General features: G+C 48.8%; 19 protein-coding genes. 15 read left to right on the top strand and 4 right to left on the bottom strand.

The window, feature by feature from the left end:
• The first annotated feature begins 61 nt into the window (after window positions 1-61).
• The 6 genes from P2H89_RS13745 (at window position 62) to P2H89_RS13720 (ending at window position 4309) form a co-directional block, all read left to right on the top strand.
• Window positions 62-862, top strand: coding sequence for an AAA family ATPase (locus P2H89_RS13745; protein WP_275827679.1), 801 nt, complete (start codon window positions 62-64; stop codon window positions 860-862).
• Between the two features lie 78 nt (window positions 863-940).
• Entirely contained in the window at window positions 941-1864 is a 924-nt protein-coding gene (locus P2H89_RS13740) for a ParB/RepB/Spo0J family partition protein (RefSeq protein WP_275827677.1), read from the top strand.
• Window positions 1865-1875: 11 nt separating this feature from the next.
• Entirely contained in the window at window positions 1876-2562 is a 687-nt protein-coding gene (locus tag P2H89_RS13735) for a DUF5683 domain-containing protein (protein WP_275827675.1), read from the top strand.
• 17 nt (window positions 2563-2579) lie between these two features.
• Entirely contained in the window at window positions 2580-3296 is a 717-nt protein-coding gene (gene dapB, locus P2H89_RS13730; RefSeq protein ID WP_275827673.1) for a 4-hydroxy-tetrahydrodipicolinate reductase, read from the top strand.
• Window positions 3297-3620: 324 nt separating this feature from the next.
• On the top strand, window positions 3621-3842 hold the full coding sequence (locus P2H89_RS13725) for a LuxR C-terminal-related transcriptional regulator (RefSeq protein WP_275827671.1): 222 nt from the start codon (window positions 3621-3623) through the stop codon (window positions 3840-3842).
• Between the two features lie 56 nt (window positions 3843-3898).
• Window positions 3899-4309, top strand: a complete 411-nt coding sequence (locus tag P2H89_RS13720; RefSeq protein WP_275827669.1) for an Rrf2 family transcriptional regulator — start codon at window positions 3899-3901, stop codon at window positions 4307-4309.
• A gap of 1 nt (window position 4310) precedes the next feature.
• Here the strand turns inward: P2H89_RS13720 and P2H89_RS13715 are convergent, their stop codons facing one another.
• Window positions 4311-4613 (bottom strand): phosphoribosylpyrophosphate synthetase, encoded by a 303-nt coding sequence (locus P2H89_RS13715; RefSeq protein WP_275827667.1) that lies wholly within the window; start codon window positions 4611-4613, stop codon window positions 4311-4313.
• A gap of 130 nt (window positions 4614-4743) precedes the next feature.
• On the opposite strand from P2H89_RS13715, the gene ahcY reads away from it, so the two are divergent.
• From ahcY to P2H89_RS13700, 3 genes are all read left to right on the top strand, one after another.
• A complete protein-coding gene (gene ahcY, locus P2H89_RS13710; RefSeq protein ID WP_275827665.1) occupies window positions 4744-6072 on the top strand; it encodes an adenosylhomocysteinase in 1329 nt (442 codons plus the stop codon).
• A gap of 251 nt (window positions 6073-6323) precedes the next feature.
• Window positions 6324-6593 (top strand): hypothetical protein, encoded by a 270-nt coding sequence (locus P2H89_RS13705; protein ID WP_275827663.1) that lies wholly within the window; start codon window positions 6324-6326, stop codon window positions 6591-6593.
• Between the two features lie 136 nt (window positions 6594-6729).
• Window positions 6730-7236, top strand: coding sequence for a YdeI/OmpD-associated family protein (locus P2H89_RS13700; RefSeq protein ID WP_275827661.1), 507 nt, complete (start codon window positions 6730-6732; stop codon window positions 7234-7236).
• 133 nt (window positions 7237-7369) lie between these two features.
• Here P2H89_RS13700 and P2H89_RS13695 read toward each other — a convergent pair whose 3' ends face one another.
• On the bottom strand, window positions 7370-7747 hold the full coding sequence (locus P2H89_RS13695; protein ID WP_275827660.1) for a helix-turn-helix domain-containing protein: 378 nt from the start codon (window positions 7745-7747) through the stop codon (window positions 7370-7372).
• Between the two features lie 268 nt (window positions 7748-8015).
• Between P2H89_RS13695 and P2H89_RS13690 the strand changes: the two genes are divergently transcribed.
• From P2H89_RS13690 to P2H89_RS13680, 3 genes are all read left to right on the top strand, one after another.
• On the top strand, window positions 8016-9053 hold the full coding sequence (locus tag P2H89_RS13690) for a PhoH family protein (protein ID WP_275827658.1): 1038 nt from the start codon (window positions 8016-8018) through the stop codon (window positions 9051-9053).
• Between the two features lie 391 nt (window positions 9054-9444).
• On the top strand, window positions 9445-9846 hold the full coding sequence (locus P2H89_RS13685) for a hypothetical protein (protein WP_275827656.1): 402 nt from the start codon (window positions 9445-9447) through the stop codon (window positions 9844-9846).
• A 106-nt stretch (window positions 9847-9952) separates the two neighbouring features.
• Window positions 9953-10513, top strand: a complete 561-nt coding sequence (locus P2H89_RS13680; RefSeq protein WP_275827654.1) for an inorganic diphosphatase — start codon at window positions 9953-9955, stop codon at window positions 10511-10513.
• Window positions 10514-10690: 177 nt separating this feature from the next.
• On the opposite strand, the gene P2H89_RS13675 is transcribed toward P2H89_RS13680, so the two are convergent.
• The gene (locus P2H89_RS13675) at window positions 10691-11461 is read right to left on the bottom strand and encodes a C40 family peptidase (RefSeq protein ID WP_275827652.1); all 771 of its coding nucleotides are present in this window, start codon (window positions 11459-11461) and stop codon (window positions 10691-10693) included.
• Window positions 11462-11562: 101 nt separating this feature from the next.
• Between P2H89_RS13675 and P2H89_RS13670 the strand changes: the two genes are divergently transcribed.
• Together P2H89_RS13670 and P2H89_RS13665 are read left to right on the top strand one after the other, a co-directional pair.
• Window positions 11563-12135 (top strand): sigma-70 family RNA polymerase sigma factor, encoded by a 573-nt coding sequence (locus tag P2H89_RS13670; RefSeq protein ID WP_275827650.1) that lies wholly within the window; start codon window positions 11563-11565, stop codon window positions 12133-12135.
• A gap of 27 nt (window positions 12136-12162) precedes the next feature.
• A complete protein-coding gene (locus tag P2H89_RS13665) occupies window positions 12163-12522 on the top strand; it encodes a hypothetical protein (protein ID WP_275827647.1) in 360 nt (119 codons plus the stop codon).
• Between the two features lie 50 nt (window positions 12523-12572).
• Here the strand turns inward: P2H89_RS13665 and P2H89_RS13660 are convergent, their stop codons facing one another.
• The gene (locus P2H89_RS13660) at window positions 12573-13049 is read right to left on the bottom strand and encodes a nucleoside deaminase (RefSeq protein ID WP_275827645.1); all 477 of its coding nucleotides are present in this window, start codon (window positions 13047-13049) and stop codon (window positions 12573-12575) included.
• Between the two features lie 99 nt (window positions 13050-13148).
• On the opposite strand from P2H89_RS13660, the gene P2H89_RS13655 reads away from it, so the two are divergent.
• Window positions 13149-14975: a PDZ domain-containing protein gene (locus P2H89_RS13655; RefSeq protein ID WP_275827643.1), complete on the top strand. Its 1827-nt coding sequence runs from the start codon at window positions 13149-13151 to the stop codon at window positions 14973-14975.
• Window positions 14976-14994 lie beyond the last annotated feature (19 nt).

The raw sequence follows: 14994 nt of genomic DNA, 5'->3' as shown, positions 1-14994 counted from the left end.
GCAGGTCATTTACCGGTTGACGATTCACGACAGACGTAAATAAACAACCTTATATTAAACAATGGCGCGAGTAATTGGAGTAGCCAATCAAAAAGGCGGTGTAGGAAAAACCACTTCAGCGATCAATGTAGCTGCCAGCCTGGCCGTCCTCGAATTCAGGACCCTGCTGGTGGATGCCGACCCCCAGGCCAACAGTACCACTGGTGTGGGCTTTGATCTGCACAACATTCAGCAAAGCCTGTACGATTGCATGGTCAACGGCACACAGGCAAGGGATGTGATCCTGAAGTCGGAAATACCTAACCTCGACGTAATCCCTTCCCATATCGACCTGGTAGGTGCGGAAATTGAAATGATCAATTATCCCAACCGCGAAAGCGTATTGAAGGGTATTCTCGAACCGGTCAAGAACGATTACGATTTCGTGATCATTGACTGCTCTCCCTCGCTGGGCCTCATCACCGTCAATGCCCTTACGGGTGCCGACTCCGTGATCGTGCCGGTACAAACAGAATTCTTCGCCCTGGAAGGTCTCGGAAAATTATTGAACACCATCAAAATCGTTCAAAGCAGGCTCAATCCCGAACTGGTGATCGAGGGCATCCTGATGACGATGTACGATGGCCGCCTGCGCCTTTGCAATCAGGTGGTTAATGAAGTACGCAAGCACTTCGATGAAATGGTATTCAATACCATCATTCACCGTAACAGCCGCATCAGTGAAGCGCCCAGTGTAGGCAAGCCGGTGATCCTGTACGATGGCCAAAGCAAGGGAGCGATGAACTATCTCAACCTCGCCAAAGAGATCCTGCAGAAGAATGATATGACGAAGATCAAGCAGGAAGAAAGGATCCTCGAATAGCCTTTACGCCGTTACGTACAACATATATCTCAGGTTTTAGAAAGCAGGGTACATAGCCCGGAGCTCAAACAAATACAAATGTCAAAAGAAAAGGGTAACAATAAAGAGTTATTGGGAAAAGGGATCAGATCCCTTTTGCAGAGTATTGATTCCGATCTCAAGAATACAACCGGCAGTAGCCTCAAAGCCCAGGTGGTGGAGCAGGTTACGACCATGCAGCGTATTCCGGTAGAGAACATTGAACCCAACCCCAAGCAGCCACGCCGCGATTTCGATGAGCAGGCGTTGAACGAACTGTCTGCTTCGATCAAAATGCACGACCTGGTGCAGCCGATCACCGTATCGGCATTGCCCAATAATAAATACCGGCTCATCTCCGGCGAACGCCGTTGGAGAGCCTCCAAACTGGCAGGCCTTAAAGACGTGCCAGCCTACATTCGCCAGGCCAACGACCAGCAATTGCTCGAACTGGCCCTGCTCGAAAACCTGCAACGGGAAGATCTCAACGCCATGGAAATTGCCCTCAGCTACAAACGGATGATGGAAGAGTTGAGTCAAACACAGGAGCAGGTGGCCGAACGTATGGGTAAAGAAAGAAGTACTGTTGCCAACTATATCCGCCTGCTTAAATTACCACCCGATATTCAGGTAGCGGTGCGTACCAGTGTGATCAGCATGGGCCATGCCCGCGCGATCATCAATGTCGATACTGTCGACAAGCAGTTGTTTATTTTTAATGAGATCAAATCGAAGGGGCTTTCTGTACGACAAACGGAGGACCTTGTACGAAGACTCTATAAAACGGGCACCGCTGTTAAAAATACGGTAAAAAGCTCTCTCCCACCCGCTTACAAGAAAATTGAAGATAATTTAGCGTCGCATTTCAGCACCAAAGTAAAACTCAATCACAACAAAACAGGACACGGTAGTATCAACATTGAGTATTACTCCATCCAGGACCTTAACAAGATACTGGATGCGATTGGTGTAACTGCCAACTAAGTATCTTTTGCATGATCAGAGCATTTATTGTTGGTTTAGTCATCGTCATCATGCCCCTGTTGGCTATATCCCAACAGCCTAAAGACACTATTCCAAAGCGCCCAACACTCGTCATCAGCGATAATACCGGCAAGGTAAAAGAAGAAGTACCCATCCGGATCGACTCGACGAAGATGAAGGACTCCATCGTGAAACCCAAGCACAGCCCGCGCAAAGCGGCAATCCGCTCGGCCATCATACCCGGCTGGGGGCAAGCCTACAACAAGAAATACTGGAAAGTACCCATCGTTTGGGCAGCTGTAGGTATACCGGCCTGGCTGGTCTATTACAACCAGGAATGGTACAAGCGCACCAGCTATGCGGTAAAAGTGTCCGACGTCGGCAACAATATGCCTGTATACCTTGAAAAGGTAGATCCCCAATTGCTGCCCCTCGTAACAGCTAAACAAACACCCGCCCTCATCAACTACCGTAACGACTTCCGCAAGAACCGCGATTACGCCATTCTTTTCGGACTGCTGTTCTGGGGCCTCAATATTGTGGATGCTACGGTTGATGCGCATCTCAAAGACTTTGACGTCAGCGAAGATCTCTCCCTCTACATAAAACCAACCATACTGCCAGGCAATGCGCCGGGCTTAAGTTTTGTATTATCCCTCAACAATAATCGTTCAAAAACGATATCTTCGCTGCGCTAAAAAATAGCACACAGAACATGAAAATCGCGCTCATCGGATACGGTAAAATGGGAAAGGCCATCGAGGAAATCGCTGTACAACGTGGTCATGAGATCGTGCTGAAGGTAGGCATCGAGAACCTCGAAGACAATACCATCAACAATATCCGCAAGGCTGATGTGGCGATTGAATTTACCGGCCCCGAAAGCGCCTACGAAAATGTACTGCGCTGCATCGAAGCAGGCGTACCGGTGGTATGCGGCTCTACCGGCTGGCTGTCGCGCTATGAAGAAGCAAAGAACTTTTGCCTGGTGCACAAAGGCGCCTTGCTCTATGCCAGCAATTTCAGCGTAGGTGTTAACATTTTCTTTGCCCTCAACAAGCGGCTTGCCGAACTGATGGCTCCCCACAAGGAGTATAATGTAGCGCTTACAGAAATACACCACACGCAGAAGAAGGATGCCCCCAGCGGCACCGCCATTACCCTGGCCGAACAGATCCTCGACACCAATAACGCCAAAAAACAATGGGTCAATGAATCCAGTAAGCGTACGGACGACCTGGTGATCCTCAGCGAACGTATCGACCCTGCCCCCGGCACCCATATTATTTCCTATACCTCAGCCATAGACGACATCGAGATCAAACATACAGCCCACAACCGAACCGGCTTTGCGACCGGCGCCGTACTGGCCGCCGAATTCATTACCGGTAAGAAAGGCATCTTCAGCATGAGTGACGTTTTAGGAATTTGATCTGGCACAATCAAATTGGCCAAGTTTTTTTTCCTGCTACAGAACAATTGACGTAATTTTTCGGGGATTAACCAAAATGTGCTGCATGACCTTATCACCCATGGCTGCCGAAGCCATCCCCGTAACCCGATCCTATTTCCCCTGTAAGGCGGTCCCCGCCGCGAAACAACCGGTCCTGAAACCGAAAAGCAAAAACCTGCTTCCTTTTTGGGTGCCTTGTCTGGCAACCTTGTTGTAACAATCAACATCTATTCTATTGTACGATATCTGGCATTCGTGCCAGCTAACCATTAACCTTTGTCAACTGAAAATTAATCTGATAGTATGAAAAAGCTGCAAGCTACCGAGGAGAATGCTCCCCTTACCCTTCGTGAACTGGAAGTGATACGCCTTATCGAGAAAGAATTCAGCAATAAGCAGATCGCCGGCCACCTGGGCATCAGTGAGCGAACCGTAGAGACCCACCGGAAGAACATCCTCCGTAAAACCAGGACAAACAACGTGATCGGGCTCATCAAGTACGTCTACGAACATAAACTCGTGTAACTTCTTGGCCATTCAAAAAATTATTCTAACTTCTCGCCGCCAAATCAATAAGTCACATGCTTTCAAAAAAAGCCCAATATGCTTTTAAAGCATTGATGTACATGGCTGAAAAAAAAGACAACCAGCCTGTCCTCATTGCCGAGATCGCTAAAAAGAAGAAAATCCCATTAAAGTTCCTGGAGAATATTCTGCTGGAAATGAAAAAAGCCGGCATTCTCGAAAGTAAAAAAGGGAAAGGAGGTGGTTACTTTTTCAAAGTGCCGCCCAAGGAGGTATCCATGGCCAAAATTATGCGCCTGATAGACGGGCCCATTGCCATGCTACCCTGTGTAAGTCTTTATTTCTATGAGCGTTGTAAAAATTGCGATGAAAAGCAATGCGGTCTGCACGACACCATGATACAGGTGCGCGACGTAACGCTCAAACTATTGGAAAAGAAAACCGTGGCGGATATAGCCAAGCATTAACCTATCGCCGAACAGCCAGCTTTTCCACCATGGCTTCGCTGGCTGTATCGGAGCTGGGTCCGAAACCATCCACCAGGATACCCTTCTCACCATGCTTCGATTCGATGGCGTATACCACCGCTTCATCGGCCGGATCGGAAGGCCCCTCGAAACGATACACTTCCGTGATCTCAAATTCATTGGGTTGAAGCGATAGCGTGGGCGCTATACAAGCGATACAGTCATACTCCTGGTTAAAATCAATGTCATACCCCCGTTGCCGCAGGTTATTCACTGCTTCGGTCACTGTGTCGTAGGTGTACATAAAAGAGTGTTTTATGGGTCAACCACTACAAATGTACCGGTATTTAAACAGGAAGCCGCTCCTTTAACGTTGGTGCTTTGGCCATTACAGGGCATAATTGTAGCTTTGCCGCCTGAAATAAACACTTTATATGTCAACAATCTCATCGAAAAACATTGATTTCACCTTACCCTATAAGGTAAAAGATATCAGCCTGGCTGAATGGGGCCGCAAAGAAATTCGTTTGGCCGAAGCAGAAATGCCGGGTCTTATGTCCCTGCGTGCGGAATATGGTCCCACCCAACCCCTGAAAGGTGCCCGGATTGCCGGTTGCTTACATATGACCATCCAGACTGCCGTACTGATCGAGACCCTCGTGGCCCTCGGTGCTGAGGTAAAATGGAGCTCCTGCAACATCTTCTCTACGCAAGACCATGCCGCTGCTGCCATCGCTGCTGCCGGTATCGGTGTTTATGCCTGGAAAGGACAATCGCTCGAAGAGGCTGATTGGTGTATCGAGCAAACCTTGTTTTTCGGTAGCTCCGAGCGTCCCCTCAACATGATCCTCGACGACGGTGGCGACCTTACCAACATCGTATTCGACAAATACCCCGAGCTGGTACAGCATATCAAAGGCCTCAGTGAAGAAACCACTACCGGTGTTCACCGCCTGTACGAAAGAATGGCGAAAGGCACCCTGCCTATCCCCGCCTTCAACGTAAACGACTCCGTTACCAAGAGCAAGTTCGACAACAAGTATGGTTGTAAAGAATCGCTGGTAGATGCCATCCGTCGCGCTACCGACGTAATGCTCGCCGGTAAAGTAGCTGTAGTAGGTAGCTACGGCGACGTAGGTAAAGGTTCTGCAGCCTCACTGGCTGGCGCCGGTTGCCGCGTGATCGTTACCGAGATCGACCCCATCTGCGCCCTCCAGGCTGCTATGGACGGTTTTGAAGTGAAGAAGATGGTGGACGCTGTAAAAGAAGCCGACATCATTGTAACCGCTTCCGGTTGCCGCGACCTGATCACTGAAAAGCACTTCCGTGCTATGAAGGACAAGGCTATTGTTTGTAACATCGGTCACTTCGATATCGAGATCGATATGGCATGGATCAACAAGGCTTATGGCCACACAAAAGATACCATCAAGCCACAGGTTGATATTTACAATGTTGACGGAAAAGACATCATCATCCTCGCAGAAGGTCGCCTGGTGAACCTCGGTTGCGCCACAGGCCACCCCAGCTTCGTGATGAGTAACTCCTTCACCAACCAAACACTGGCTCAGCTGGAACTTTGGACCAACACCGACAAGTACGAGAACAAAGTGTACGTGTTGCCCAAGATCCTTGATGAAAAGGTAGCCCGCCTGCACCTGAAGAAGATCGGTGTTGAGCTCGATGAACTCACCGACGCTCAATCCGAGTACCTCGGCATACCCAAGGCAGGTCCTTTCAAACCAGAGCATTACAGGTATTAATCGCTTTACAGCGCATATATATGCCCCCATTCGGCTACACCGGATGGGGGTTATTTTTGCCCCCTGCCGAAACGGAATTTAATACGTACCTTTGGCACACATTCGTTGTGCCCGTCAACACAACCACTATCCCCTCGAATTTACCTTAGGCCTTTGGCTAATACTGCTGTGCAAAACTTTTCAGGTTATTAAGAAGGTTTTGGCAAAGTGTAGCATGAGAATTGATAACTCAAAATGTTTAATCGAAGCATATGCGCATCCAATTTGTAAAGAATATTCAATTCACCAAACTGCTGAAAGTGGAAGGTCGCCTGAGAGAGTTTAATTTCAGGAAGCTGGGCGGAGTTAATGAAGGCATTTTCACCGTTGATGTGGTGGACGATCGAGGCAACCGGATCTTGTTCAGGATGCAAAAGGAAGACGGCAACTGGAAGATCATGCCCCAATCACTGCCCCGCTGGATCATGGATACCGAAGCTCAGTTTCACGATCAGATCGAAGAAGAGCTGAAGTCCCTGTAAACTCACCGGGCCGCCCTGCGGCCCTTACTATATCCCCTGTAAAGGAGTTTGCACGCACCATTTTGGTCAGTATATTGCACCAGCAGGCCCGGCACTGCCGATAACCGGCATTCAGGGGCCGCACCAACCTATCGATATGGTGCAGTTCACCACTACTATACTACAGTTTGCCGAGCAGGGCGACAAAACCGGCTGGACCTACATCCACATTACTCCCGACATAGCCGATCAGCTGAAACCAGGCTGGAAAAAGAGTTACCGCGTAAAAGGAAAACTGGATAAATACGCCATCAAAGGTGTTGCCCTGATACCCCACGGCGGGGGCAGTTTCATATTGCCCATCAATGCCACCATGCGCAAGGGCACCGGTAAACACAAAGGCGCCATGCTGCAGGTGCAGCTGCAGGAAGACAAAGCCCCGCAAACGATATCACCCGAGCTCATGGAATGCCTGGATGACGAACCAAGGGCGCTTGAATTCTTCAAAACACTGGCACCTTCGCACCAGGCTTATTTCAGTAAATGGATTGAAAGCGCGAAGACAGAAGCGACCAAAACAAAAAGGATCGCACTAACCGTAAATGGGTTATCCCATAAAATGGGTTATGGAGAATTGATCCGAAGTCTTAAACAGGAAGAATAAGGGAAATTAACGGCAACTACGACTGTACAGGATCAAAAGACCCGATTGCCAGGGAATAAATCTCCCGCAAGGGCAACCCCAAAATCCAACACCAAGCATCTATAGAAACTTGCCGAGCTGGCCAGTACCCAACTTAATTGCTCTTACGCATCACACGCTTCCGGTGCTGCACACCCCAGGCATGCAATTCATCAATTACTTTCTTCAGGCTTTTGCCATAATGGGTTTGCGCATATTCAACGGCCACAGGCGTGGTATCATAAACAGTGCGCGCCACCAGGTCATTGATCTCAAGATCTTTCAACTCTTTCGATAACATTTTGGCGGTAATACCTTCCACCTGCCGTTGAATTTCCTTAAAGCGCATCGGGCCATCCGACAGCGACATCAGGATCAGCAGTTTCCATTTACCATGCAAAATATCCAGTGCATCCTGTACGGGCCTCATCTGGCTTTTGCATTCGGGGCTGCTAATTCTGTGTTTTTCAGTAGTATCAGTAATGAAAGCCATAACAGTGATTAAATTGGTAGCGTTTGGAAAGCCGGTTTCCATTAGTTAACCGGTTACGAAAGTATACTTAACAAACTCCGTCCGGAAAAGTTCAATGGTATGCAAGCAATTTGTTTTACAAAAACTTAAGAGTCCGACCGATTTCCACACCTTGTTAATAAGTAACTTTGTTTTGTAGCTATCTGAAAAATTATATTTGGAATAGCAGGAAGGGTTAGCAGTATCGACACAGAATCGGTACACTTTTGTGAACTTAAATTGATGTGCTTTGACAGAAACAATCATCAGCCTCGACGCCGTAAACCCTATTGAGTTTTTCGGTGTGAACAACGGTAAACTAGATATCCTCAAAAAAAGATTCCCGCTTCTTAAAATTCTTTCCCGCGGTACACAGCTCAAATTAAGCGGCGCACCCGAACAGGTGGACAATGCGAAAGAGAAGATCGACCTCATCGTTCAGTATCTTCAACGCAATGGGCACATGAGCCAGAATTATTTTGAGCAGATACTCGGTGGAGACGATGCGGAAACCGTTGACAATTTTATCGAACGCAACCCCAATGATGTACTCGTTTTTGGTCCTAATGGAAAAACAGTGCGCGCCCGCACTGCCAACCAAAAAAAGCTGGTACAGGAAGCAGAGAAAAACGACATCGTATTCGCTATCGGACCAGCCGGTACCGGTAAAACGTACACCGCAGTGGCACTGGCCGTTCGCGCCCTGAAGAACAAGATGGTGAAGAAGATCATCCTCACCCGCCCTGCCGTAGAAGCAGGCGAAAGCCTGGGCTTTTTGCCGGGCGACCTGAAGGAGAAGATCGATCCCTATCTGCGCCCTCTGTACGACGCACTCGACGATATGATACCCGCCGATAAGCTGGGCTATTATATGAGCACACGGGTGATCGAGATCGCACCGCTGGCCTACATGCGCGGCCGTACGCTCGATAATGCCTTCATCATCCTGGATGAAGCGCAGAATGCCACCGATCTGCAGATCAAGATGTTCCTCACGCGTATTGGCGCCAATGCGAAAGCTATCATCACCGGCGATATGACACAGATCGATTTGCCCAAGAACCAGCGTAGTGGTTTAGAGAAAGCAGTGCGCATTCTCCGCAATATCGATGGCATCGCACATATCGAATTGGATGAAGAAGACGTGGTACGTCACCGTCTGGTAAAGGCCATCATCAAGGCCTACGACCGCGAACAAAAGGAAAATCCACCACCCGAATACACACCCGGCAACTGGCGCGGTAACCGGAACAATAGAAACGAGGATAAGCCCCAGTCGGAAGGATAAATAACTTAACAATACAACATTGTCAAGGCTGATCGCTAAGCGGTCAGCCTTTTTGTTGATACCTGGGTTTAAGCTGCCCGAAAACATGGAACCTGAACAAAGACCACCACTACCAATTTTCTGGCAAAATAGCGCTAATCCATCTATTTGAACAGGCACCAGACACACACCAAACCGGGACCAAACCTGGGCCTTCCCCGTTTTTGGTCTCTTTTTAGTGCCAGCTCATTATCGTTTTTCTCTATATATTACAACAAGCATCTCCGGGTCACATAGCCAAGAAACTGCACGCCTTTTCAGCTGATCGCAGAAAAAGTCCGTCAGGCTGGATTAATAATCCATTAAAGGGGGGGCGGGATGGTTTTCAGCCCGAATCCTTTACTTTTGCGCTATGATTAGATATGCTAGCGTAGCCGCAATGGCACTGATCTTGGTTGCCTGCGGAGGCAATAGTGGTTATCAAAAGGCTGAAGATGCACAGGATGCAGGACGTGAGTTCATTCGAGCCTCCCTCGACGGCAATTACGAGAAGGCGAAATTTTACCTGCTGAAAGATGAAGACAACCTGCACCTGCTGAAGAAGCAGCAGGCCAATTACCAGCAGATGACCAATGAAGACAAGCGCTCTTTCAGCGATGCCAGTATTCTGCCCATCGAGATACAGGCTGTCAATGATTCGGTAACGAACTACAAGTACAACAATTCATTTCACCCGAACGACACCACCACCATCCGCATCGTAAGAGTCAACAACGAATGGCTGGTAGACCTTAAGTCCGTGATCAAAATGTAATGCTGGTAAAATTAAATGCCGGCTCCTACGTTTAAACACACACCTCAACGATTGCACAGCCTGATTCAGCTCTATCAATAACAGAACAACATTAATAGAAATCAGCATGACCACAACAATTTCTCATCCCTGGCACGGAGTGCCATTTGGCGTTAATGCCCCCCGTATCGTAAATGCAGTGATTGAAATACCGCAGGGCTCGAGAGCCAAATATGAGATCGATAAAGAAAGCGGTCTGTTAAAGCTCGACCGTGTTATATACTCATCTTTCTACTACCCCTGCAACTACGGGTTCATTCCACAAACCTATGGCGATGACAAGGATCCCCTGGACATCCTCGTTATCACTTCGCTGCCTGTACAGGCACTTTGCCTCATGGAAGCCAAAGTGGTAGGCGTAATGCAGATGGTCGATAGCGGCGACGCCGATGATAAGATCATCGCAGTAGCTGCCAACGATCCTGGTGTTAACCACTACAACAATATCGAAGAGCTGCCCCGTCACTTCTTTGAGGAACTGCGTCATTTCTTCGAAGAGTACAAGAAGCTGGAAAATAAAACGGTGGTAGTAGAGGAGTTCGGCGACAAATCGATGGCCCTGAAAGTTGTACAGGATGCTATCGACACTTACAAAGAACATTTCAGCCCCAAGCTCCTTACCAAGTAAGGATCCGCGGCCGGCGATATAACTAAAAAGCGCGCACTCCGAAAGAAGTGCGCGCTTTTTTATTTGATAGGTGTAGCTCTATAGCTATGCCCAACTATCAACTGCAAGGCCAGGCCGCAACTCACGCGGAGCATTCGACCATACTGTTACCACCTCATCGGCTTGGCCCTACCCCGTTTAAAAATATCGCTTAATGATCCGGAGCTGATGCGTACGCAATCCCGTATCGGTATTGATGATACCAGCATTGTCGATCTTGTCGATACGTACTTTTCCGGAAGCATGGATGATCTCCGATTCATTCAACAGAATGCCCACGTGGGTGATCCTGCCCTCGGCATTGTCGAAGAAAGCGAGATCGCCGCATTTCACCTCCTGCAAAAAGCCAACACTTTCTCCCTGCGTAGCCTGGAGATACGCATCGCGCAGGAGGGGAATATTGAAGAAACGGTACACTGTTTGGCAAAACCCACTGCAATCGATCCCAAAGATCGAACGGCCACCCCACAGGTACGGCGTATTCAGGAATCGCTCAGCGCGGGCCTTGATCGCTTCCGGAGTCGGTTTAGCCGTAGCTGCATTCCAGGCACTGCCTACGGCATAGGCTAACCTATAAGGACCTGCCTGGATAGGCTCCTGCGCAGGTGCCAGTACCGGCGTGCCCATCGGCACCCTGGCCGCAACGCCATTGATCAACACCTTGTCTGTCCAATCGCCCACATAAAGGTTGTTGTCCCAATGTCCCGGCATGGCGTCTACGATCGCCACCTGGCTCCGTTGGCACCAGCCCTCATAACCGTCATGACGGCCACGCAGCTTTACAAAATACTCCGCTTCGTCCAGCAACTCGCCCCCTTCACCCAGCAACAACTGACTGATCATTTCACTCTTATGACTCGATTCGGCCCGCATGGGGCTCACAGGCACACAGCATACAACAAACGGCATAAATCTTCTTTATTTGAGAACAAAGAAATAAAATCGAAAACGATTTGTGAAAAATATTCGTTCTTGCATCGTAAGGATAGAAAAGAGCTAAAATTCACTGGGTGAGACCTGATCAGTATGCACATATGAGCGATGAGGAGTTGCTGGCCTTCTATTATGCCGACAACGACAACCGATGGCTGGGTATTTTATTACAAAGATACACACTGCTGTTGCTGGGTATTTGTATGAAATACCTGCGCAATGAAGAAGAGGCCAGAGATGCGGTGCAACAGGTGTTTATCAAAGTTTTGACCAATACCAACCGGTTTCAGGTAGAATCTTTCCGGTCCTGGGTGGCGGTCATGGCCCGCAACTATTGCCTGATGCAATTGCGGGGCAAAGGTGGCAAAACCGTCGAAATGCAGGATAAAATGGCCCATACCAAGGCCGAGGATGCAGAAGAAAGGCTCGCCCACCTGGAAAAAGACCGGAAACTGGAATTAATGCAAGAAAGCATGCAGGATCTCAGCAATGAGCAGCAACAGTGCTTAACTTTGTTCTATCTGGAAAAGAGATCCTACCAGGAGATCGTTGATCAAACCGGTTTATCCATTACGCAGGTAAAAAGCCATATACAGAACGGAAAAAGGAATCTTAAAATAGCTATCGATAAGAAAATCAATTCCCGATAATACCAGGCAGCTTGTCAGCTGATCGCCATGAACAATGATCTGTTAAACATATTATCCAACAGCAATAAAGACATCGACAACCAGAAGTTGATGGACTACGTCGCGGGCAAACTTTCCGAAGCCGAAAAGAATGAAGTGGAACGTTGGATGGCCGATAATGATTTTGCCGACGAAGCCATGGAAGGCCTGGAACAGTTCTCCTCCAAAAAGGATATCGGAGGGTACGTTGACCAACTGAACAAGGAACTGAACCAGTATATCAAGCAGAAAAAGAACCGTCGCGAAAGGCGCAAACTCCAGGAACAGCCCTGGACCTACCTCGCCATTTTCCTCGTACTCGTGCTGGTAGTTATTGCCTATGTCATCATCAAAAAAATGCAACATTGAGCCGCCGGCTAAGTTCAATTTTGGTGCCTACCTGCTAACTATGCCATTGCCTAATAGGATATTTTATCAGGCTTGGCAATCCATTCAGCAAACAATTTAACAGCTTCTTCCCTGTCGATATTCAGCAAAGGGATCTTTCGCTCCGCCACCGGTGCTTTCAATTCCTCGTAGATGAATGAATCATCAAAACCCGCTGCAGAAGCATCCGTGCGGGTTCCACCAAAAAACACCTTATCGGGCCTGGCCCAATAGATAGCTCCCATGCACATGGGACAGGGCTCGCAGGAAGTGTACAACTCGCACCCTGCCAACTGATGCACCTGCAAATGCAGGCAGGCGTCACGGATAGCTACCACCTCGGCATGCGCCGTGGGATCGTTGGTCGATGTTACAGCATTACACCCTTTACCCACGATCTCGTTCCCTTTCACGATCACACAACCGAAAGGCCCGCCCTTACCGCCTTGCATACCCTGGCGGGCCAGGTCGATAGCCGCCTGCATAAATTGATGTTCCCGTTCAGTCATAACACCTTATTTTGACCCCTAAAATACAAAATCCGGCAGGCTGCAACAGCCACCTGCCTGCCATTTATTCTTTAACTTGATTGTTTTTAATCATTCATCATGAAGAAACTACTGTTGTTTTCGCTCTGTACATCGCTCATCACCACCTCCTTTGCCCAAAAGCTGAGCTATATCGTTTCGTTTCCGAATATTATTCACCACGAAGCAAAGATCACCGTGATAGCATCCGATATACCTCAAAAAACAGCCACCTTCCGCATGAGCCGGTCCTCACCGGGCCGTTATGCCACACACGAATTTGGAAAGAACGTATACGACGTAAAGGCATTTGACCGCACCAATAAGCCGCTGGCGGTTAACCGCACCGACGGCGATGTGTATGAAGTGCCCCGCAACGATGGGTATGTGAAACTGGAATACACGCTGTATGCCAATCACCCCGACGGCACCTATGCAGGCATTGACGAAACCAATGCTCACTTTAATATGCCGGCCGTATTCATGTGGGTAAAGGGTATGGAAAATGCGCCGATCGATATCAACTTCGAGATACCCGCCGGTAAAACCTGGACGGTTGCCACCCAGTTAAAACCCATCGGCACCAGCGGTACGCTTTTTAGCGCCCCCAACCTGCAATACTTCATGGATAGCCCTACCAAGCTCGGGGAGCTCATCTGGAAAGATTGGACCATTAAGAACGCAAATGGTAAATCATACCAGTTCCGCCTGGCACTCGAGGCCAAAACTTCCGATACGGCTGCGGCCAGTTTTGCCAAAAAAGTACAAACCATTACCGAGGAAGCACAAGCTGTTTTTGGCGAAGTGCCGGCCTATGATTTCGGCACCTACACGTTTATCTCGAGCATCAACCCATGGGTAAAAGGCGACGGTATGGAGCACCGCAACTCTACCATGATCAGCCTGCCCACCAATTTCGACGGTGGCAATTACCTGCTGGATGTGTTCTCCCACGAGTTCTTTCACTGCTGGAATGTAGAGCGCATCCGCCCCAAAACACTTGAACCATTCAACTTCGAGAAAAGCAATATGAGCAATGAACTGTGGTGTGCAGAAGGGTTTACGCAGTACTATGGCGACCTGCTCATGACGCGCTCCGGTTTTCAAACAGTCGATGAATATATGTTCGCGCTCGCCGGCCTCATCAACACCAAGGAAAATTCCGCAGGCGCCAAAAGATTTTCTCCTGCAGAAATGAGCCGCCATGCCGTATTTGTGGATGCCGGCGTTGCTGTCGACAAAAGCAATTATGTGAACATGTACACCTCTTACTATCCTTATGGAGGCGCTATTGCCCTGGCGCTCGACCTCGAACTGCGGTCGAAGTTCACCAACCTCACCCTCGATAGTTACATGACAGCCCTTTGGAAGAAATTCGGCAAACCCGAACAGCCCTATACCATACCCGGATTGGAAGGTGTACTGGCCGACCTGACGGGTGATAAGCAATTCGCTTCGACTTTCTTTAGTAAATACGTTACCGGTCATGAGTCGTTCGACTACAAGCCACTGCTCGCCAAAGCGGGCTTAATCCTGAAGAAGGCCAACGAAACCAAAGCATGGATCGGCAATGTTCAATACAAAGAAGGCAACAACCTCGCGATCGCTTCCAATACCGTTATCGGCAGCCCACTGTACAATGCCGGTCTCGATGTAGATGACCAGATCATTACGCTTGACGGGAAGCCGGTAAAAAAGCAAAGCGATATCGAAGCCATCCTGAAGGATCATAAACCAGGCGATGCCATACAGGTCGAGTACCAGCACCGTGGCAACAACAAAACGGCTACCCTTTCACTGATAGGCAATCCCGCCTACAGCCTGGTAACAGTAGAAAAAGAAGGACAAACCCCTACTGCCGACATGCTGAGTTTCCGCAACAACTGGCTGGGCAAAAAAGTGAAATAAAGAGCGACACAGGCAACTG

This window comes from Paraflavitalea sp. CAU 1676 (assembly GCF_029223285.1).
In the GTDB taxonomy this organism is placed as follows: domain Bacteria; phylum Bacteroidota; class Bacteroidia; order Chitinophagales; family Chitinophagaceae; genus Paraflavitalea.
This window is presented reverse-complemented; position numbering and strand designations above follow the sequence as displayed.